The sequence below is a fragment of the Rhodococcus sp. BH4 genome (assembly GCF_002079265.1).
Classification (GTDB): domain Bacteria; phylum Actinomycetota; class Actinomycetes; order Mycobacteriales; family Mycobacteriaceae; genus Rhodococcus_F; species Rhodococcus_F qingshengii.
Genome location: NZ_CP014941.1, coordinates 5,880,418 through 5,898,479, shown reverse-complemented (window position 1 = coordinate 5,898,479; position 18,062 = coordinate 5,880,418). Strand labels below are relative to the sequence as shown.

The window sequence follows — 18,062 nt, the reverse complement described above, 5'->3', positions numbered from 1 at the left end:
AATTGCAAAATGGCAGATTTCCACAGAACGCCGTGCGGGCAATAGTCTTCTGATCGTGGTACTCAGTGAGCGTTTCCCCGGTAACAAGACCTTCGCGAAGGTTCGTGTCCTGCCGCCGGTGGTGAAGCTGCTCCTCCTCTCGATGGTGCTGTTCAACATCGGGTTCTATCTGGTTGTCCCCTTTCTGGCGGTGCACCTTTCGGAGGACCTCGGATTTGCAGCCTGGATTGTCGGCCTCGTCCTCGGATTGCGGATGTTCAGTCAGCAGGGCATGTTCTTCATCGGTGGAAGCCTCGCCGACAGGTTCGGCAAGCGTCCGATCATCCTGCTGGGCATAGCGGTTCGTGTGGTCGGTTTTCTGATGCTCGGTCTGGCAGAAAGCATGAGCGCGGTGATCGTCGGCGTGCTCCTGGTCGGCTTTGCTGCCGCGCTCTTCGCGCCCGCAGTGGAGTCGGCCAACGCAGAGTACGGACGCGAACTCGAGTCCGCCGGAGTTATGCGTCGTACCGATTTGTTTGCAGTGGAACAGATGTGCAGCCGCCTGGGAACCGTGATCGGCCCGGCGCTGGGAGCTGCTCTCCTGATGTTTCCGTTCTCGTGGACGGCGTCGAGCGCCGCGTTGCTCTTCGCGATCATGTGGGTCGGGTTCTTCATCTGGTTCCCCCGACCGGGCGATGCCCACGACGGCCCGGTGTCGACCTATACGCTGCGCGACGTCTGGCGAAGTGTCCTGACCAACAACAACTTTCTGCTCTTCGCGACGCTCTGCAGTTTTCAGCTGGTTGCGTACAGCCAGCTGTACCTGATGCTTCCGGAACAGCTCGAGCGCGGAATCGGTTCGCAGTCGGCGCTGGGATGGTTCTACGTGGGCGCGGCGGTGTTGGTGATCGTCGGGCAGGGACCGACGGTCGCGGTTGCCCACCGCATCGGGCATCGGCGCGCGATCACCTTCGGGCTTGTGCTCATTTCGGTGTCGTTCCTGGTTCCGCTGGTCACCGGCGTCGACTCCGCAGCTTCGGCGTCGACGCAGATAGTCGGTCTGGCGGTGTGGATCGGGCTGCTGCACCTGGGACAGATGTTGATGGTGCCGCCGATGCGAGACACCATCGCGATCCTCGGTCGTGAAAGCAACCTCGGAGCGCACTTCGGCATGCTCAACACGATCGGCGGTCTGCTCGCGCTCCTGGGAACCGTGGGAGTCGGATTCGTGTACGACCTCGTCGACAACGGCCACGCAGCGCCGGCGTCACCATGGGTGATCGTTGCGCTCTGCGTGGCCGTGTCGGCTGTGGTGTTGTGGGTGTGGTCAGGCCGAACGAAAGTTATCGACCCGCGATCGTCTGATTGATCTTTGCGACGAAATCTTCCAGCACAAACGGAATGGTGAGCGGGTTCGGCATGGACACCGCGTCACTGACGATGGGGTCCAAGCTGATCAGGCCTCCGGTCTCGACCACGTTCAGATTGGTGAACGCCGGCTGCGACTCCATCTCGGCGCGAGCCTTCTCGTAGTTGTCGAAGAGCAGGTAGTCGCACTCGAGGAGGTCGTAGTTCTCGGCGGAGATCTCGTAGTTCAGCTTGCCCGCGAACCGATCCTTCAATGCGGCAGGAGCCGTGAATCCCAGTTGCGTGAGCAGCTGAGCGCGCGCAGCCTCGGGGCTGAACGCTCGAAGATTTCCATCGCTCCAGCGAATGACGAGAGCTGCTGTCTTGCCTTCGAACTGGGGGTTCTCCGCGCGGGTGCGAACGATGAGGTCTTCGACTTCCTGGACCTCCTGCTTTGCCTGCGCGGGAACGCCCACAGCCGTACCGATACGAGTCGTGACTTCCTGCCAGGGCAGAACCCAATCCGTCTGATCGGCGGCGTGCAGCACCGTCGGCGCGATGGCGCTGAGCTGCTTGTACAGATCCTCGTCGATCGCGTTGTTGACGGCGATGATCAAGTCAGGCGCTGCAGCCACGATCGTTTCGATGTCGAAATCGGTGGTGGCGTTGGCCAATGGCGTCGGCTCGGCGCCCTGGACTGCAGAGTCGGCCCAGACGCCGATTCCGTCGTCGGTCGATCCCTTCCACACCGGGACCAGGACGGGCGTCAGCCCGAGGGAAAGCAAAACGTCTGCGTCGCCGATACCGACCGCTGCGATGCGGCTGGGTGCCTGCCCGATGGTGGTGGAGCCGAACTTGTGGTCGATCGTCACCGGGAAGGCGTTGGCCTCGGCGTGAGCACCTTCGGTGCCGGGAGTGGATTCGTCCTTCGCGCTGTCGCCACAGGCAGCAAGGGCGAAACCGGCTGCTGTTGCGAAAGTGACGGACAGCATGGCACGGCGGCTCAACATAGGGTTCACGGCAACCTCGGGTTTCATGGTTATGGGACCCTAACCATAGTGGAGTTGCTGTGTCGGCAGTGTTTGTTAACCTCCGCCCATGACGGCGGTTCTCGACTACACATCAGCAGGACCGTTCACCCGCATCGACGGGGTGGACATGCTCGCCCTCGAGTCGCTCTCCACCGACCCCGTGAAAATATGCCGGGTAGTGCCGTACCTGGTGGTCCAACCCACCGATGCTCAGTCGCTGAATCTGCCTGCCGACCGATTCGACGAAAACCAGATCCGGCCGGCAAGCGTTCTGCTCCAACACCTGCTTGCGCTCGATCCGGCACCGGTGACCTCCGCCCGTGAACCCGACAAGCGGCTCGTCGGAACCTGTCGGCACTTTGCAGTTTTGAGTTGTGCGTTTCTGCGCTACCGCGGTTTTGCCGCCCGGGTCCGTTGTGGTTTCGCCACCTACTTTCAACCGGGACAGGGCGTGGACCACTGGATCACCGAGTACTGGGACGACGCGGGCAAGCGGTGGATCCGCATCGATTCGGAGATCCTCGGACAGAACGTCCTTCCTCACGCCCATGATCTGCAGCCGGGAGAATTCCTCAGTGGTGGTGAGGCGTGGCTGGCATATCGACGCGGCGAGATCGACGCGTCCCAGTTCGGGGTGTACGGCACCGAGAACTGGGGGCCTGCCGAGATCCGCGGCAACGCAGTGAAGGAGCTCGCCGCGATGAACAAGGTCGAAACCCTGCCGTGGGACGAGTGGGGTCGTATGACGGACGCCTACGACGGAAAGACCGGCGCCGACTACGACCTACTGCTCGACGATATCGCCGCGGTGTGCGCCGGCGACGATCCCGTTGCCGTGCGAGCACTGTACGAGCACGATGACTTGCGCGTGCCGGACAAGCTGATTCGTTTCTGAGATGCTGGTGCGATGAATCCGGAGCATCGCCAACTCGATTACGGACTTCGATTCGACTGGGGGTTGCGCGGCGCCGAGGCGATCGCGGCGGGCGTCGATGTAGCCGTCGTGGTCGACGTCCTCTCGTTCACGACCACGCTGAGCGTCGCCGCCGACGCGGGAATCGACGTACTTCCCTTTTCCTGGAATGACGAGAGTGCGGTCGACTACGCGCGTGATGCCGATGCGGTTCTGGCTGTACGGCGAAGTGTGGCCAGAGAGGGTCAGATCAGTCTGTCTCCCAAGACGATTCGCGAGACCGAGGCGCCAAGTCGGCTGGTGCTGCCGTCTCCGAACGGGTCGACTATCGCGTTTGCGTTGGCGTCCGAGGTTGCGGTGTGTGTCGGCGCTTCCTTGAGGAACGCTTATGCCGTCGCGGATTGGATTGTGCACGAACATGGTCCGGGATCGCGGGTTGCGATAGTCGCATCCGGGGAGAAGTGGCCCGGTGGAGAGTTGCGCCCGGCGGTGGAGGATCTGTGGGGCGCCGGTGCAGTTGTCACGGCGCTGACCGCTGCTGGTTGGGACGGCCACGTATCGCCCGAGGCTCGGATGGCGGCGGATGCGTGGGCGGCGGTGGCGGATTCGTACGAGGACCGCCTGCGGGACTGTGCCTCAGGACGTGAGTTGATCGCCATGGGGTTTCCACACGACGTCGCCATCGCCTCGGAACTCGACGACAGCGACACCGTACCTGTTCTCGAAGATCGTGTGTTTCGAGGTCAGCGCACCGGGCGTCGGTTGAACAAACTCCGTGCCCAGAGGTAGGAGAGGAAGGTGATTGCGACGCACCATCCGATCGCGAGTATCGCGTTGTTTCCGATGGCTTCGCCGAGAAGAAGTCCTCGAAGAGTCTCGATGATCGGAGTGAACGGCTGATACTCGGCGAACCATCGCAACACGGTCGGCATCGAGTCGGTGGGGACAAAGCCGCTTCCCAGGAACGGCAAGAGGATCAACACCATTGGAAGGTTGCTGGCCGTCTCGACACTCTTGCTGACGAGGCCGAAGGCGACCGACAACCAGATCATGGCGATGGAGACCAGGACGAGGAGTGCAAACGTCGCGGCCCACTCCACGAAGCCTGCAGTGGGCCGGAAGCCGACGGCTATCGCTACGGCGATGACGACAACGAGGCTCACGATCGTCTGAAGGAGGCTGCCGAGAACGTGACCGGTCAGGACGGACGTGCGCGTGATCGCCATCGTTCGGAATCGTGCAATGATCCCGGCGGTCATATCGGTTGCGACGGAGATGGCAGTACCTTGTGCCGCTGATGCCACGGTCATCAGAATGATCGCCGGTGCAACGTAATTGACGTACTCGGCTCGACCGCCACCGCCGGGGCCGAGGCCGTTCCCGAGCGTTCCGCCGAGCACGTAGACGAACAGCAGTAGGAAAACGACTGGCATTCCGACGAGCATCACCGTCATCGACGGATATCGAAGGATGTGTCGAATACTGCGACGCAGCATGGTTTTCGAGTCCTGATAGGCAAGCGTCATGGTGGTCATCGCGCGTCGGTCCTTTCGGTGGCGGTCAGAGTCAGGAACACGTCGTCCAGGTCGGGTGTGTGCACGGAGAGTTCCTTGACGTCGATCGAGTGAGCGTCGAGTTGGTCGAGAAGAGAGCGCAGCGAGCGGACACCCCCGTCGCTGGGGACCTGGAGGACATAGGCGGCATCGTCACGTGAAGATTCGTCGAAAACAGCTGCAGCAGAATCGAGCTGATCTCGGTCGAAGAAGTGAAGACGAATGTGGCCGCCGGGGATGTGCCGTTTGAGTTCCGCTGCCGTACCTTGGGCGACGATCCGTCCCTGATCGAGGACGGCGATGTGGTCGGCCAGTTGATCAGCTTCCTCGAGGTACTGGGTCGTGAGGAAGATGGTGACACCGCCCTCGACCAACTCCCGGATGATCTGCCACATGGTGCGTCGGCTCCGGGGGTCGAGGCCGGTGGTGGGCTCGTCCAGGAAGATGATCTCCGGTCGTCCGATCAACGTCATTGCCAGGTCGAGCCGTCGACGCATGCCGCCCGAGTAGGTCGACGCCAGCTTGTCCGCGGAGTCGATCAGATCGAACTTCTTCAGGAGTTCTTCAGTGCGCGTTCGACGTTCGTCCTTGCCGAGATGGTGCAGGTCGGCCATGAGGAGAAGGTTTTCCTCACCGGACAGATAGTCGTCGACTGCTGAGAACTGCCCGGTGACGCCGATGCGCGAACGCACCGCGTCGGGATCGTCGGAAGGGTTGTACCCGGCGATGCGGATGTCGCCGCCGTCTGCGGGAACGAGGGTCGAGAGGATTTCCACGATGGTGGTCTTGCCGGCGCCGTTGGGGCCGAGGAGTGCAAAGACGGTTCCGCGGTCGACGGAGATGTCGATTCCGTCCAGTACCGTCTTGTCGTCGTAGGCCTTCTTCAGGCCCGTCGCGGTGATGGCTGGTTTACGGGACATCAGCGTTCCTTTCGCTAGATCTTCTTGTTGGATTCTTCTCGAGGCTCCGAACGTCGAATGACGATGTCGCCGTAACTGGTGTGTGCCCGGACGTCTACCCGGCGTTCAGTGGAAGCCGGACCGTGCGTGGCATTCATCTGGTTGTCGACGCGGCCGAAGGACGTATGAGCGTCGAATCGCGCGGCGGTTCCGGATCGAACACCGATATGGATTCGTCCGGCGGCCGTCTTGGCGGATACGACTCCACTCTCGATGGCCTCGAAGCGGATGTCGCCGTTGGCGGTTGCGGCGCTCGCATCGGATTCGGCATGCTCGACGGCGACGCTTCCGTTGGCGGTCTTCGCCTTCAGTGCGCCGGTGATCGTGCCGATGTTGATGTCGCCGTTGGAGTTCTTGACCTCCGCGTTGCCGTCGACGCGGCCGATGCGGATGCTTCCGGACCCGGTGCTCGTGTCGATGTCACCGGCCACGTGCTCGACGATGATCGCGCCGGCCCCGGTGCTGACGTTGAGCGGCCCGGTGGTTTCCAGTGTGCAATCGCCCGCGGAAACCTTCACCCGTGATCGTCCGAGAGTGCCTTCGCTACGGAGGTTGGCAACTGCGGCAGTGCCTTCGAGTTCCGAGCCGGAGGGAAGCTGAACGGAGATGTCCACAGATCCTGTCTTCCCGAAGATGCCGAGGCCGCGCTGTTTCGGAGTCTTGATCTGCAGCCGGCCACCTGCGAATTCGACGCGTGTTTGTTCGGCGACTCGAACGTCGACCTCGCGAGACGAGTTGCTGGGCAACACTTCCACGACAGTGTCGTTGCGGCTGCTCGCCGTGATCCGGATGTGTCCGACTGCCACGTCGAAGTTCAAGGTGATGGGGTCAGGTGTGCTGAATGTAGGCATGGTGATACTCCCGATGAGGTTGTCTCGGTTGATGAAAGAGGGTGGTGCGAAAGATGAAGCCGGTGTCAGTGCACCCAGCCGCTGAAGCTTTCGGAACCTTGGGACGTGCGCTGTCTCGGAGTGCTTCTGTTCGCGCCGCCTTCCAGAGCCGTTGCAGCCGAGCGAACCAGCCACGCGTTGACGGAGATCCCGGCTTCCCGGGCCGCCGCCTCGATCCGGTCTTTGAGGTCTTGCCCCAGCCGCAGGTTGATTCGAGTCATCGAGGCGTCGTCGGACTCCGTGACGGGGCGCGGTGCCGGAGTCGGGTCCTCTTCGACGGGGGCTGGAACCGGTTCACTGATGGCTGGTGCCACCACGAATTCGGGTTCGCGTCCCCGCAGGCGCAGGTCCACCGAACCCGGGGCGAGGTCACGCGTGATCTCGGCGGCTGCCGCAGACAATGCGTCGAGAAGGGTGAGTCGCACTGCTGATTCCAGCGGTGCGGTCAAACGATCGGCGAGTGCCTTTGCGTCTTCTCCGCCTGCTTCGGCCGCCACCGCGAGTTCGTGGCGAAGGTTGTCTACGTACGGTGTCAAGTCCATGGCATCACTATGGCACCACTTTGGTGCCACCGCAATAGTTTGGTGGCACATTCGTGTGAATTTGGTGAGAATTGCCAGGTCATCGGGGTGGTTGGCGATTCGGTCCGCGGCAGGCTGGCACACTCGTAAGGGTGAGTCCTGCCGAATCGAACCGCCGACGCCGCATCGTGCTCTGGATTGCCGGGGTGCTCGGCGTCGTGATCGTGGTTGGGGTGGTGGTCGTCGCGATCGCACCATCGCGGTACCTGCCCTGGGACACGGCTGAGTTCCCGGCGGTGGACGCGAGTGCGCTCACGTCTGATCAAGGTCGGGTGCTCGAGCTACTGCAATCCGAGCATGAGCAGGACCGTCCGGGCACCTTCTATTCCGACGGCATCGACGAAGAGTGGTGCGCCGACTTTGTCAGCTGGATCATGAGGGAAGCGGGTCGACCGTTGTCCAACCCGAACTCCGGAAGTTGGCGCATCCCGGGGGTGTACACCTTGCAGGAGTATTACCAAGGGATCGGCGCGTACGCCGAGAACGGCAGCGGGTACACCCCGAATGTGGGTGATGTGGTGATCTACGACAGTTCGAGATGGGTCGGTCAGCACACCAACATCGTTGTGGCAGTGGACGGCAACTCTGCGGTCACGGTTGGCGGCAACGAGTTCGGCAAGGTGCGGGTTCATGATCTGGACTGGCAATCCGACTCTGCCGTCGTGGGATTCGGAAAACTTCACCCCTGATCGTTGCTCTTCGGAGACAAGGCGAACCACCGCGCCGACGCACGTGCCTCGTCGCCTGCGTCGATGTGCAGCGTGTTCGTGCCGGTTCGCACGCTCACCTGCTCACCTCTCTTGATGGGCTGGGTGTACTCGAGGATCGCGCGAAAGGGCCCGCTTCGTAATCTGTCGGGCAGCGCATCTTCCACGGGCTGCCAGTAGATTGCGTTGTTCACGTGATCGAAGGGGTCGAAATCGCTCGAGCGCAACGGGAACGGCGTATCCGCTGACGGCGTCGTGTCCGGGGTCGGGTCGATCCACCGACGCCAGTGAAGATGCTGGTCCACGGCCGTTGATGCCAGGGCAGCGGTGAACTTCTCACTGATGGATGCCGGCATTCCCGTCTTCGGGTCGATGTTGATCCAGAACGCCTCGGTTTCGATCAACCCGCCGCCATCGGATCTGATGCGAACTCGCATCGAACACCACTTGTTCGACAGGCCTGAACACCAGCGCTGCAGGTGAACTCGATCCGGCCAGACGACCGGTTCGAGTACATCGATCACCGTTCTTCGTACCATCCACAGCGGGTGTGTATCCATGGCGCCGCGGTCGACGAGATTATCGAAGCCCGCGTCTTGGAGGTAGCGCGCGATCGCGTCGAGGCGCAGTTGTTTGTCGGTGTGGATGTCACCCGTACGCACCGGCCACGAGGCCTGGAAGATGCTTCCGGTTGTCGGTAGTTCGGCCAGCGCTACGTGGTCGTCGACTTTTGTACGGTTCATCGGATGTGGGCTCCCGGTGTTCGCTTGGTTGGGTGGCTTCACGCTTGCGTTACCCGATGGTGGGATCTTGAACCATCGGAGTTCATCGTTTTCTGAATCCAGTTTTCGATGTACTGTCGCATGTATGGATATCGAGGGCGTAGATGTGGTGACCAACGTGGCGGTGCTTGCGAGGTTCGGGCATGCACTGTCCGACGAGACTCGGACACGGATACTGCTCGAACTGAAGACCGCCCCGCGGTATCCGTCCGACCTCGCTGAAACACTTGCTGTGACCAGGCAGAAGCTGTCCAACCATCTGGCGTGCCTGCGCGGTTGCGGCTTGGTGGTGGCCGTCCCGGAAGGGCGCCGGACCAGATACGAACTCGCCGACGCACATATCGGTCAGGCTCTCGACGACCTGCTCGGGGTCGTACTCGCGGTGGATCCGTCGTACTGCCCGGACAGCGAATCAGAGGGGTGCTGCTGATGGTTGCGCCCGTTGACGGTGTCGGGCTCTCGACTGACCGGCGTGCGCTCTTGTCGAGAAGAATTCGCATCTTCGTGGCGATCACGATCAGCTACAACGTCGTCGAAGCGATCATCGCGCTGGCGGAGGGCACACGAGTGTCGTCCGCAGCACTGTTCGGTTTCGGCCTCGATTCGGTGATCGAAGTGTCCTCGGCGGCAGCTGTTGCCTGGCAGTTCTCGGCGCCGGATCCGACGAGCCGTGAGAAGGCGGCACTGCGAGTGATCGCATTCTCGTTCTTCGGGCTCGCTGCGTACGTCTCGTTCGACGCGATTCGGTCGCTGTTCGGTCTGGGGGAAGCTCAGCACACGAGCGTCGGAATACTCTTGGCTGCGGTGAGTTTGGTGATCATGCCGGCCCTGTCCTATGCGCAACGCCGAGCGGGTCGGGAGTTGGGTTCGCTGTCGGCGGTCGGGGATTCGAAGCAGACGCTGCTCTGCACTTACCTCTCTGCTGTCTTGTTGGTCGGTTTGCTGCTCAACTCGCTGCTCGGCTGGTCGTGGGCGGATCCGATTGCTGCACTGGTCATCGCCGTCATCGCGGTGAAAGAAGGCATCAACGCGTGGAAGGGTGATCCGTGCTGCCCGGTTGTGGCTGTGCCCGAGAGCGGTGACGAGTGCGACTGCTGCTGAGTGAACACAGGTTTTGTCGAGTGAGCACTCGCTGCGGTGCGTCAGAGCGGGTGTTCACTCGATGAAAGGCGTGCCGACTTCTGCGCGGCCCTTGATGTGCGCGGCGCGTTGCTCGAGAAGGCGCCGCAGATACGGGCCGACAGCCAACCTCAGTGCCAGGTGTCCGAGCGCCCCGAAGGGGGCCGTAACCGTGAAGCGGTCATGCATCCGCGTCCACCCACCCGGCTGAACGTCGAAGACGTGTCGGAGAGCGATGACGAGTGCGACTACTGCTGAGTGGGCACAGGTTCAGCTGAGTGAACACCCCCACAAGTACGCCACAGCCTGTGTTCAGTCGAGGAAAAGGGTGTCAAGCCTGGTTTGCGATCCCGGCAAGCGGGTACGGGTCGGTGACCTGCGGTTCATCCGCGACGGGTGATGTTTTCGCCTTCCAGCCCCTCGAGACTGAGTAAGGGAAGTGCATTCTGTCGAAAGGAACGCTGATGACTGCTCCACCGCGGGAACCCGCGAATCACCCTGTCCGGCAGGGTTTCGCGGTAGGTACGACGTTTGCAGCAGCAATTCTGCTGCTCACCGCAGGCATTGTCGCTCTGCTTCAGGGCATCGCGGCCGTTGCCGACAACAATCTGTTTGTCGTGGGTATCAACTATACGTACAAGTTCGACATCACGACGTGGGGTTGGATCCACATCATCTTGGGCATCATCGGGATCGTGGTGGCCCTCGGCCTCTTCACCGGTGCAGTGTGGGCCAGGGCGGCGGCAATCGTCATTGCGTCGCTCTCGATCATCGCCAACTTCTTGTGGATGCCGTATTACCCACTGTGGTCGATCCTGGTCATCGCGCTCGATGTCGTTGTGATCTGGGCGGTCGCGACCTGGGACAGGGACAGAGTCTAGGCACCGAACAACCCGAGAGCAGTTGGTCCCGACCGAGTCGACTCGGTCGGGACCATCGCTCGTGCGTGGGACATTTCGACAGGGTGTGGCTCGGATCAGTCTGGGAGTCGACGCATTTCGGCGACGGTCAGGCCGAGGGAATCGAGACGGGCCATGATGCTCCGCATAGCCGTGTGGTCCGCGACGGGTCCGTACAAACTGGTGAACCCGCCGGCCGCACTGGCGACACTGAGTTCAGGAAATGCGGCCTTGACGCGGTCCGACACTTCGCCGTCGATGAGGAATTGATACCGAGTGGGAGCATTCATCAGTATCCGCTCCATTTCGTAGGGCCATGAGGTTCGAGAAGGCAGCGCTCCGAGCCTCGAAATCGCATGTCGTCAAGTGCAATCGGCGTCGCTGCCCGATCCAGGACTCCGCATCCGTGGGATCCAGTCTTACTCCCGTACGCGCTCGGGGCGTCATCCCCTACGGGTGAATGTCGTCGCGGGTCCGTTCATCCCTTTTGTGTGAGGCTCCGTAGAGTCGCCACCCCTAGTGTCGACCGGGAGAGAGAAGAGGTCGGCATGGGATCTGTCATCGGGGATCTGTTACCCCTCGCGGTCGGCGTTGCGGTATCGCCGATCCCGATCATCGCGGCAATCTTGATGTTGTTGTCCAAGCGTGCCGGCAGCACGAGCGTCGGGTTCGCGCTGGGCTGGATACTGGGAATCGTCGTCGCCACCGTGATCTTCGTGCTTCTGTCCAGCAAGCTCGGTGACTCCGAAGGTGATCCGTCAGCGACAGTGTCGTGGATCAAGCTGGCGTTGGGTGTATTGCTTCTTGCGTTCGGAGTCAAGCAATGGCGCGGACGCGGAGGCGAGCACGAAACCCCGAAGTGGATGCACGCCATCGATGACATGACCGCTGTCAAAGGCCTCGGCTTGGGCTTCGCTCTGGCTGCGATCAATCCGAAGAATCTGATGATGTGTATCGCGGCCGGAATCTCGATCGGATCCGCGTCATTGGGCTCCGGAGAAGTTGTTGTCGCCATTCTGGTTTTCACGATCATCGCGGCCTGCACAGTGTGCGTGCCCGTGATCGGCTACCTCGTTGCCGCGGAGCGACTGCGTGGTCCGCTGGCCAAGCTGAAGGTGTGGTTGCAGGAAAACAACGCCACGGTGATGAGTGTGTTGATCCTGGTTATCGGTGTTGTTCTCATCGGCAAGGGCATCGGCGGTCTCTGACAACTGGAGGTAGTTATGGGATCGCTGCTACTGCAACAGATCCCGCTGGCGCTCGGGATCATCATGAGCCCGCTGGCGGTTGTCGCCGTTGTGGCCGTACTGTTTTCCGAACGAGCGCGTATCAACAGCATTGCGTACCTGATCGGGTGGTATCTCGGAATAGTTGTCGCGCTGGCCGGTTCGTACGTCATCTTGACCGCACTCCAGGTTCATCAGCGCACACACCCTCCGCTGTGGGTGCCCATCATCCATCTCGTTCTCGGGGCAACTCTGCTGGCGGGTGCCTGGTTCGTCTACTCACGCAGTCGTCGCGGGGTTCAGGCGATGGCGGCTGCAGTTGCCCCTGGCGACGTTGTGGCTGCGGCCCCTCAGCTGCCGAAGATGCTGCAATCGGTTGAGCACTTCCAACCAATGCGATCCGGTGTGCTCGGTTTCGCGCTGTTCGTTCTCAACCCCATCGACATGTCGTGTGCCATCGCAGCAGCGATGAACCTTCGTCTCAGCACCGTGGCACCGACGTCGCAGATCGTCTCGGCCGTGATCTTCTCGCTGGTGTCCGTGACCTCGGTCGCGGTACCTGTTGCCCTCCTGCTGATCAAGAAGGACGAGGCAACCGAACCGCTGCTGAAGATCCGCACCTGGATAGCCACCAACACGCACTTGCTGAACGTCGGGCTCCTCGTCCTGATCGCGGCGATGCAGATCAGTAAAGGGGTGCAAGGACTATGAGTGCTCCGCACACGCGGACCTGGTGGGTCTTCGGGTCGTTGTCCGACTATCAACGCGCTTGGCTTCGCCCCGACATCATTGCGGGCCTTACGGTGTGGGCTGTCCTTGTTCCGGAAGCGCTCGCGTACGCCACCATCGCCGGAGTTCCGCCGGTGGTCGGGCTTTATGCTGCGGTTCCGTCATTGATTCTGTATGCAGCAGCCGGCAGTTCGCGCCATCTGATCGTCGGGCCGATGTCGGCGACCGCAGCGTTGTCCGCGGCGATGATTGCGCCATTGGCTTCAGGAAACGACGGCCGATTCATCGCGCTGTCGGCGGCATTGGCGATCGTGACCGGGCTCGTCGGACTGCTCGCAGGATTCATGCGCCTCGGATTCATCGCGTCCTTCATCTCCGAGCCGGTTCTCAAGGGATTCATCGTCGGTCTGGCGCTCACGATCATCATCGGTCAAGTACCCAAACTCCTGGGCGTGGACAAGGGGGAGGGAAACTTCTTCGTCCAGACGTGGACAGTGGTGAAGGAACTGGGTGAGGTCGACCTACCGACCGTGATCATCGGATTGCTCAGCCTGGCAATGGTCCTGGGCGTCAAGCGATGGCTTCCGCTCGTACCGGGTTCGCTCCTCGTCGTGCTGCTGGGCATTACCGCAGTAGCGTTGTTCGGCCTCGACGATCGTGGCATCGACATTGTCGGACACATCGACTCGGGCCTGCCGTCGATGGGTCTGCCGAGTGGTGTGGGAGCCGAGGACTACCTCGACCTGGTCGGACCTGCGGTCGGCGTTCTGCTCATCGGTTTCGCCGAAGGTCTTGGCGCTGCAAAGACATACGCGGCCAAAGCCGGCTACACCATCGACGCCAATCGTGAACTGGCAGGACTGGGTGCGGCCAATCTCGGATCGGGTCTCTGCTCGGGAATGGTGGTCAACGGCAGCCTGTCGAAGACCGCCGTCAACGGAGGAGCGGGCGCCAAATCTCAGGTCAGCGGACTGGTGGTCGCGGCGCTGACGCTGGTGACACTGCTGTTTCTCACCGGCCTGTTCGAGAAGTTGCCAGAGGCGACGCTCTCGGCTGTGGTCATCGCAGCAGTGATCGAACTGGTCGATTTCGCCTCCCTCGCAGCGCTGTACCGGGTGTGGACGAAGAGGTTGGGCAGTATCTACGGGCACGCTGCCCGGGCCGATTTCGCGGCGGCGATCGCGGCGATGTTCGGGGTTCTCCTCTTCGACACGTTGCCCGGTCTGATCATCGGAATCGCCGTCTCGATGTTGCTGCTCCTGTATCGGGTCTCCAAACCGCACGTGGCCGCTCTGGCCAAGGACGGCACGCGCTGGGTCGACATCAGTGGGCATCCTGATCTGAAGACACTCGACGGCGTCGTAGTGGTCAGGGTCGAAGCGGGGATGTTCTTCGCCAATGCCGATCACGTGCGTGATCAGATCACCGGTCTGGTGACCGCCGGCACCACCATGGTCGTTCTCGACGCCGAGACGTCACCGTTCATCGACGTCAGCGCTGCGCAGATGTTGGCTCAGCTTCGAGATTCGTTGGCACGCAGAAATGTGAGCTTCCGAGTGGCACGCGACATCGGGCAGTTCCGCGACGTTCTGTCCGGTGCCGACCAGGGCGCGCTGAAGGTCGACGTCTATCCGACCGTCTCGAAAGCGCTTGCAGGTCGAGACAACACCTCAGCGTGATGTCCGTAGCCAGATTCCCAGGGGACCGGAATCTTTGGCCACTGATCCGACGATCGACGACGCGACAACCACGATGGCCGAGAAGATGAACAGCCAGCCGATGACGGTGAACATCACGCCCAGAAGACCGAACTCGTCCTGCGACGTCTTTGTCATTCGGGGGAGGAAAAGAGTGCCGGCCACGTGCAGTCCGGTCAGGCCCGTCGCGGTGAGCAATCCTGACCCGACGCACATTCGAGTGGTCATGCGATTGGCCGTCAGCAGCATGGGCACGGCTGTCCACACGAGTGCCCACACGACGTAGACCGCTGTGAACTCCAGGACTCTGCCTACTCCCGGAACACCATTCAGTTCACGGCACAGGGCCGCACCGACCACCGACGCGGCCACGACGCACACTACCGCGAACCACCGCCACGCCTGACGGAGTGTCGCCGTCGGCACCCTCCAGATCCGTCCGTACATCCGGCCGAGAGCGCGAGCGTAGGACGTGGAACTGATCAGCAGCATGAGCAAGCCGACAATCCCGAACGCTGCCGCGGTAGAGGTACTGGTCAATACGGTGTCGGGGAGTTGGACGCCGAGCTCGTCTTTGGCGGCATCAGCCAACGGCTTCAGCTTCTCCAAGGTCGACGCTGCAATCATGACCGGGAGCAATGACGTAAAGGCCTGGGCCGCCAAAGTCATGGCGCTGTCCACGAGCCCGACTTCGAAGACCCCGATGGTTGCATCAGTCGCCAACCGTCGACTGGGTGTACGTCTCGCCCACACGGTCAATCGATCGCGCGTATCGGAATACAGCTTCGGGGGCATGGAAGCAGTCTTGCTCAGATGAGTCCGCCGCGTCGCGCAGCCTTGAGCGCGTCGCGTCGGTTGCTCACTTCCAACTTGCGATAGATCCCGCGAAGATGCGTCTTGATGGTGTTGACGGAAAGGAACAGCGTGTCGGCAATGGACTCGGTGGTGTCTCCGGAAGCCAGTTCACGGAGCACGGTGTATTCGCCTGGCGTGAGGATCGGTGCACTCACCAATTCTTGTGGGCGAATGCGGCTACGTACCTGTTCGGCAAATGCTTCCTGATCGCCGAAATGTCCACTGAACTCGTCGAACACCGGCCGCAGGGATGCGCCGTAGTCGAGGAAGGGGCGTAGCAGGCTACCGGCTTCCGAGGCGCGCAGCGCTTTGTGGAGGGAGCGAAACGACTTGCGCTCGTGACCTGTTGCAGCGTGGATCCCGGCTTCGAGTGTCCAGGCGTAGACGTGATGTGCGAGCAACGGGATTTCGGAGGACCCGAGAGCTTCGGAAACTTCGACGAGTGCTTCCGCGAACTTGTTGGACGAGAAGGCGACGGCACCCCGTGCGAGATGTATCTCCGACGTTTCTCCGAATTGATCGGCTGCGTCACGCACGAGTCTCGCTGCCCATTCCACTTCGCCGACGGAAAGGCATGCGTGGACGACGGGTGGTAGAAGAGCCAAGGTCGCGAACGCAAAGGTACGTAATTCGATCGCGCTGAGCATCGCGTCGCGGACATCGGCGGCGGTCGAGCGTCGGTCGGTCGAGCCGTCGAGACTGTGAAGGCCGAAGGTTACGACGGAGTGCCACCCGAACACCGGCGCGCTGGCGCCGAGAACGTCTGTGCTCCGGTAGTTTCCGATTGTCGGGATGCGGTACGGGAGTTCGCTCGAAGCGCAGAGATATGTGGCAAAGGCGGCCACCGACGCGGACAACTCGTACTCCGCAGTCGTCGTGATGCGATGTTCGACCGCGTAGTCGAGAGCGTAGACGGAGTGAGCCCTCATCGCCCCGATGTCTCCGCTGAGAGAAGCTACGTAGCCCAGTCCGGTCAGCGACTTCAAGACGAATCGCGCCCTGCCCCGTATTGTCCCGAGTGCGACGGCTTGAGTGTATTCGACAGTCGCCCTGTCGAACTCACGTCGCAGTAAGTGTGCCGTCGCCAATTCCATGTGTGCGTAGGCTTCGATGTCGGAGTGGGTGCTTTTCTGACGCCGCTCCAGACGTGCCGCCAGCGGCTCGTTGTCGGAAGTCGCCGTAACGCAGGAGATTTCCAGGCTCATCGCCAGGAACAATGGATCTTCTGCAATCGGTGGATGAGTTGCCTCGAGAAGATCGAGGCACGTGGTCGCCGAGGTCACGTCACCGGAGTGGAGGGCGGCCGCCGCCAGCACCAGTCGGGTGATCGGGGATTCCGAAACCTGCGTCGACACCGATTCCAGGACTCGCACGACGTCCCCGCAGTGCCCGTCGAGTACGAGGCCCAGCCCGCAGCGTTCGAGAAACGCGAGAATGCGGTGTGGGTCTCCGATCGACACCTCGAGTTCGAGCGCCTCGAGTTCGAAGTGATTGCTTTCGAACCAGCTTGCTGCTCGCAGGTGTACGCGGTTTCTCTCGACGTGATCGACGCGACGGAACTCTGCCCGAAGGTGCTCGCGCAAGAGAGGGTGATAGCTGAACCACGTTGTGTGGTCGGCGGAATCGGTACGGGTCACGGGGAAGTTGAACTGAATCAGCGAGTCGATCTCGGATAGAGCGTTCGAGTCCGTCAGAGTTTCCGCCAGTTGGGCGGAGAAAGAATCGACCACCGATGTTCGCAACATGAACGAGGTGACATGTTCGGGCAAGGACGTCAGTACCTCGTCGACGAGAAAGTCGGCGATCGGGCGGGGTGTGTGCGTGAACTCGTTCAGTGCATCGCCGATGTCACTGCGGCCGGCCAGAAACGCGGCGGTCAGGCGAACGACGGCGCCCCACCCCTTGGTGAAGTTCTCGACGATTGCGAGTTCGTCGTCGCGCAGCGTGATGTCGTACTCGCCGAATATCGCGGTGATCTCGGAGCGATCGAAAGCGAGATCGGTGGATGCAAAGCGGGTGAGTCGGCCGTCGAGAGCCAGACGATGCCACGTGAGCGGTGGTTCGTAGCGGGCGGCAACGATAATCGACAGGTTGCCCGGGGTCTGTGTGAGTATCCGGTCGAGGAGACCGATCGACATCGGATCGTGGAGGGTGTGAACGTCGTCGAGGATCAACGTTGTTCGGCGCTCGTGCGTTTCGAGGGTTTCCGCAAAGTGCGCGAGCCACTGCTCGACGGGCGGCCTGGATCCGGTCTGCACGGGGAGCCTCTGGCGGGCCGCATCGACGGAGGTCGCGATCGCCTCGGCGAGGTATTCACACAGTATCGACACGTTGTTGTCGCGCTCGGCCAACGTCAGCCAGGCCAGCGCAACATCAGGGGAGGCTCGGGAATATTCGCGAGCCCAATCGGCCAGAAGTAGGGTCTTCCCCGCACCGGCCGGAGCCGAGAGCAACCCGACAGGCCCGGGGCCTGAGCCTTTGGTGGCAGTGGATGCGGTGAGTTTGCGGTGCAGGCGCGGACGCGCCACCAGTCCTTTCACGGCAGTTGGCGGGTGAAAACGACCGTTGAGTGCGGCGCCTGGCACGTGCGCTTGCCCGACGCGGTGAGACGCGTCGAGCGTTACTGCAGCGGCATCACGAAATGGGCTGCTCATCCGACTCCTGTTCGACTGGCTGCACTGGACGTGACCGCTGGATCGAAATTTTGAACGAGTTAGATGATGTGAAACTACCCAATTCGGACACCAAATAAGCGTCCAAGTCGAATATTCGGACCAAAGTCCCTGATTTAGCGG

At 61.7% G+C, this 18,062-nt stretch carries 20 protein-coding genes; 10 read left to right on the top strand and 10 right to left on the bottom strand.

The genetic code is table 11. The features are described from left to right. Positions 1 to 55 precede the first annotated feature (55 nt). Positions 56 to 1,348: an MFS transporter gene (locus tag A0W34_RS27395; protein ID WP_050655011.1), complete on the top strand. Its 1,293-nt coding sequence runs from the start codon at positions 56 to 58 to the stop codon at positions 1,346 to 1,348. On the opposite strand, the gene A0W34_RS27390 is transcribed toward A0W34_RS27395, so the two are convergent. Then, the gene (locus A0W34_RS27390) at positions 1,323 to 2,336 is read right to left on the bottom strand and encodes an ABC transporter substrate-binding protein (RefSeq protein WP_232329942.1); all 1,014 of its coding nucleotides are present in this window, start codon (positions 2,334 to 2,336) and stop codon (positions 1,323 to 1,325) included. The genes A0W34_RS27395 and A0W34_RS27390 overlap by 26 nt on opposite strands. A gap of 88 nt (positions 2,337 to 2,424) precedes the next feature. Here A0W34_RS27390 and A0W34_RS27385 point away from each other — a divergent pair, with 88 nt between their 5' ends. Together A0W34_RS27385 and A0W34_RS27380 are read left to right on the top strand one after the other, a co-directional pair. Beyond that, a complete protein-coding gene (locus A0W34_RS27385) occupies positions 2,425 to 3,252 on the top strand; it encodes a transglutaminase domain-containing protein (RefSeq protein ID WP_081558587.1) in 828 nt (275 codons plus the stop codon). Positions 3,253 to 3,264: 12 nt separating this feature from the next. After that, on the top strand, positions 3,265 to 4,059 hold the full coding sequence (locus A0W34_RS27380) for a 2-phosphosulfolactate phosphatase (protein WP_054780763.1): 795 nt from the start codon (positions 3,265 to 3,267) through the stop codon (positions 4,057 to 4,059). Here A0W34_RS27380 and A0W34_RS27375 read toward each other — a convergent pair. From A0W34_RS27375 to A0W34_RS27360, 4 genes are all read right to left on the bottom strand, one after another. Continuing rightward, positions 4,014 to 4,805, bottom strand: coding sequence for an ABC transporter permease (locus tag A0W34_RS27375; RefSeq protein ID WP_054780764.1), 792 nt, complete (start codon positions 4,803 to 4,805; stop codon positions 4,014 to 4,016). The genes A0W34_RS27380 and A0W34_RS27375 overlap by 46 nt on opposite strands. Next, complete coding sequence (locus tag A0W34_RS27370) at positions 4,802 to 5,743, bottom strand: ATP-binding cassette domain-containing protein (protein ID WP_064443578.1); 942 nt, start codon at positions 5,741 to 5,743, stop codon at positions 4,802 to 4,804. The genes A0W34_RS27375 and A0W34_RS27370 overlap by 4 nt, the downstream gene beginning before the upstream one ends. 14 nt (positions 5,744 to 5,757) lie before the next feature. After that, on the bottom strand, positions 5,758 to 6,633 hold the full coding sequence (locus A0W34_RS27365; RefSeq protein ID WP_064113610.1) for a DUF4097 family beta strand repeat-containing protein: 876 nt from the start codon (positions 6,631 to 6,633) through the stop codon (positions 5,758 to 5,760). Between the two features lie 65 nt (positions 6,634 to 6,698). Further along, entirely contained in the window at positions 6,699 to 7,214 is a 516-nt protein-coding gene (locus tag A0W34_RS27360) for a toxin-antitoxin system HicB family antitoxin (protein ID WP_007730367.1), read from the bottom strand. A 131-nt stretch (positions 7,215 to 7,345) separates the two neighbouring features. Between A0W34_RS27360 and A0W34_RS27355 the strand changes: the two genes are divergently transcribed. Continuing rightward, complete coding sequence (locus A0W34_RS27355) at positions 7,346 to 7,942, top strand: CHAP domain-containing protein (protein WP_039973153.1); 597 nt, start codon at positions 7,346 to 7,348, stop codon at positions 7,940 to 7,942. Here A0W34_RS27355 and A0W34_RS27350 read toward each other — a convergent pair. After that, complete coding sequence (locus A0W34_RS27350) at positions 7,933 to 8,703, bottom strand: acyl-[acyl-carrier-protein] thioesterase (RefSeq protein WP_007730372.1); 771 nt, start codon at positions 8,701 to 8,703, stop codon at positions 7,933 to 7,935. The genes A0W34_RS27355 and A0W34_RS27350 overlap by 10 nt on opposite strands. Positions 8,704 to 8,827: 124 nt before the next feature. Here A0W34_RS27350 and A0W34_RS27345 point away from each other — a divergent pair, with 124 nt between their 5' ends. Continuing rightward, the gene (locus tag A0W34_RS27345; protein ID WP_003943224.1) at positions 8,828 to 9,172 is read left to right on the top strand and encodes an ArsR/SmtB family transcription factor; all 345 of its coding nucleotides are present in this window, start codon (positions 8,828 to 8,830) and stop codon (positions 9,170 to 9,172) included. Further along, positions 9,172 to 9,843, top strand: a complete 672-nt coding sequence (locus A0W34_RS27340) for a cation transporter (protein WP_232329941.1) — start codon at positions 9,172 to 9,174, stop codon at positions 9,841 to 9,843. The genes A0W34_RS27345 and A0W34_RS27340 overlap by 1 nt, the downstream gene beginning before the upstream one ends. 54 nt (positions 9,844 to 9,897) lie before the next feature. Here the strand turns inward: A0W34_RS27340 and A0W34_RS27335 are convergent, their stop codons facing one another. After that, positions 9,898 to 10,050 carry a hypothetical protein gene (locus A0W34_RS27335; RefSeq protein ID WP_007730382.1) on the bottom strand — a complete coding sequence of 51 codons (153 nt, stop codon included), beginning with the start codon at positions 10,048 to 10,050 and terminating at the stop codon, positions 9,898 to 9,900. A gap of 275 nt (positions 10,051 to 10,325) precedes the next feature. Here A0W34_RS27335 and A0W34_RS27330 point away from each other — a divergent pair, with 275 nt between their 5' ends. Further along, positions 10,326 to 10,742: a DUF7144 family membrane protein gene (locus tag A0W34_RS27330; protein WP_003943077.1), complete on the top strand. Its 417-nt coding sequence runs from the start codon at positions 10,326 to 10,328 to the stop codon at positions 10,740 to 10,742. A gap of 95 nt (positions 10,743 to 10,837) precedes the next feature. Here A0W34_RS27330 and A0W34_RS27325 read toward each other — a convergent pair whose 3' ends face one another. Next, a complete protein-coding gene (locus A0W34_RS27325) occupies positions 10,838 to 11,050 on the bottom strand; it encodes a hypothetical protein (RefSeq protein WP_003943015.1) in 213 nt (70 codons plus the stop codon). 258 nt (positions 11,051 to 11,308) lie between these two features. On the opposite strand from A0W34_RS27325, the gene A0W34_RS27320 reads away from it, so the two are divergent. From A0W34_RS27320 to A0W34_RS27310, 3 genes are read left to right on the top strand one after another with little or no spacing between them, the layout of a single operon-like run. Continuing rightward, positions 11,309 to 11,968, top strand: a complete 660-nt coding sequence (locus A0W34_RS27320; protein ID WP_007730384.1) for a GAP family protein — start codon at positions 11,309 to 11,311, stop codon at positions 11,966 to 11,968. A gap of 15 nt (positions 11,969 to 11,983) precedes the next feature. Then, positions 11,984 to 12,697, top strand: a complete 714-nt coding sequence (locus A0W34_RS27315) for a GAP family protein (protein ID WP_042451601.1) — start codon at positions 11,984 to 11,986, stop codon at positions 12,695 to 12,697. Next, positions 12,694 to 14,394: a SulP family inorganic anion transporter gene (locus A0W34_RS27310; RefSeq protein ID WP_081558585.1), complete on the top strand. Its 1,701-nt coding sequence runs from the start codon at positions 12,694 to 12,696 to the stop codon at positions 14,392 to 14,394. Before A0W34_RS27315 ends, A0W34_RS27310 begins: the two co-directional genes overlap by 4 nt. Here the strand turns inward: A0W34_RS27310 and A0W34_RS27305 are convergent. Continuing rightward, positions 14,386 to 15,207, bottom strand: a complete 822-nt coding sequence (locus tag A0W34_RS27305) for a hypothetical protein (protein ID WP_081558584.1) — start codon at positions 15,205 to 15,207, stop codon at positions 14,386 to 14,388. The two genes, A0W34_RS27310 and A0W34_RS27305, sit on opposite strands and share 9 nt — an antisense overlap. 14 nt (positions 15,208 to 15,221) lie before the next feature. Further along, the gene (locus tag A0W34_RS27300) at positions 15,222 to 17,921 is read right to left on the bottom strand and encodes a helix-turn-helix transcriptional regulator (protein ID WP_081558583.1); all 2,700 of its coding nucleotides are present in this window, start codon (positions 17,919 to 17,921) and stop codon (positions 15,222 to 15,224) included. Positions 17,922 to 18,062 lie beyond the last annotated feature (141 nt).

Excerpts from the sequence above, each read along its gene's own strand:
- A0W34_RS27390 (WP_232329942.1), bottom strand. The coding sequence starts at position 2,336 with ATGTTGAGCCGCCGTGCCATGCTGTCCGTCACTTTCGCAACAGCAGCC.
- A0W34_RS27385 (WP_081558587.1), top strand. The coding sequence starts at position 2,425 with ATGACGGCGGTTCTCGACTACACATCAGCAGGACCGTTCACCCGCATC.
- A0W34_RS27380 (WP_054780763.1), top strand. The coding sequence starts at position 3,265 with ATGAATCCGGAGCATCGCCAACTCGATTACGGACTTCGATTCGACTGG.
- A0W34_RS27375 (WP_054780764.1), bottom strand. The coding sequence starts at position 4,805 with ATGACCACCATGACGCTTGCCTATCAGGACTCGAAAACCATGCTGCGT.
- A0W34_RS27370 (WP_064443578.1), bottom strand. The coding sequence starts at position 5,743 with ATGTCCCGTAAACCAGCCATCACCGCGACGGGCCTGAAGAAGGCCTAC.
- A0W34_RS27365 (WP_064113610.1), bottom strand. The coding sequence starts at position 6,633 with ATGCCTACATTCAGCACACCTGACCCCATCACCTTGAACTTCGACGTG.
- A0W34_RS27360 (WP_007730367.1), bottom strand. The coding sequence starts at position 7,214 with ATGGACTTGACACCGTACGTAGACAACCTTCGCCACGAACTCGCGGTG.
- A0W34_RS27350 (WP_007730372.1), bottom strand. The coding sequence starts at position 8,703 with ATGAACCGTACAAAAGTCGACGACCACGTAGCGCTGGCCGAACTACCG.
- A0W34_RS27345 (WP_003943224.1), top strand. The coding sequence starts at position 8,828 with ATGGATATCGAGGGCGTAGATGTGGTGACCAACGTGGCGGTGCTTGCG.
- A0W34_RS27340 (WP_232329941.1), top strand. The coding sequence starts at position 9,172 with ATGGTTGCGCCCGTTGACGGTGTCGGGCTCTCGACTGACCGGCGTGCG.
- A0W34_RS27335 (WP_007730382.1), bottom strand. The coding sequence starts at position 10,050 with ATGCATGACCGCTTCACGGTTACGGCCCCCTTCGGGGCGCTCGGACAC.
- A0W34_RS27330 (WP_003943077.1), top strand. The coding sequence starts at position 10,326 with ATGACTGCTCCACCGCGGGAACCCGCGAATCACCCTGTCCGGCAGGGT.
- A0W34_RS27325 (WP_003943015.1), bottom strand. The coding sequence starts at position 11,050 with ATGAATGCTCCCACTCGGTATCAATTCCTCATCGACGGCGAAGTGTCG.
- A0W34_RS27320 (WP_007730384.1), top strand. The coding sequence starts at position 11,309 with ATGGGATCTGTCATCGGGGATCTGTTACCCCTCGCGGTCGGCGTTGCG.
- A0W34_RS27315 (WP_042451601.1), top strand. The coding sequence starts at position 11,984 with ATGGGATCGCTGCTACTGCAACAGATCCCGCTGGCGCTCGGGATCATC.
- A0W34_RS27310 (WP_081558585.1), top strand. The coding sequence starts at position 12,694 with ATGAGTGCTCCGCACACGCGGACCTGGTGGGTCTTCGGGTCGTTGTCC.
- A0W34_RS27305 (WP_081558584.1), bottom strand. The coding sequence starts at position 15,207 with ATGCCCCCGAAGCTGTATTCCGATACGCGCGATCGATTGACCGTGTGG.
- A0W34_RS27300 (WP_081558583.1), bottom strand. The coding sequence starts at position 17,921 with ATGAGCAGCCCATTTCGTGATGCCGCTGCAGTAACGCTCGACGCGTCT.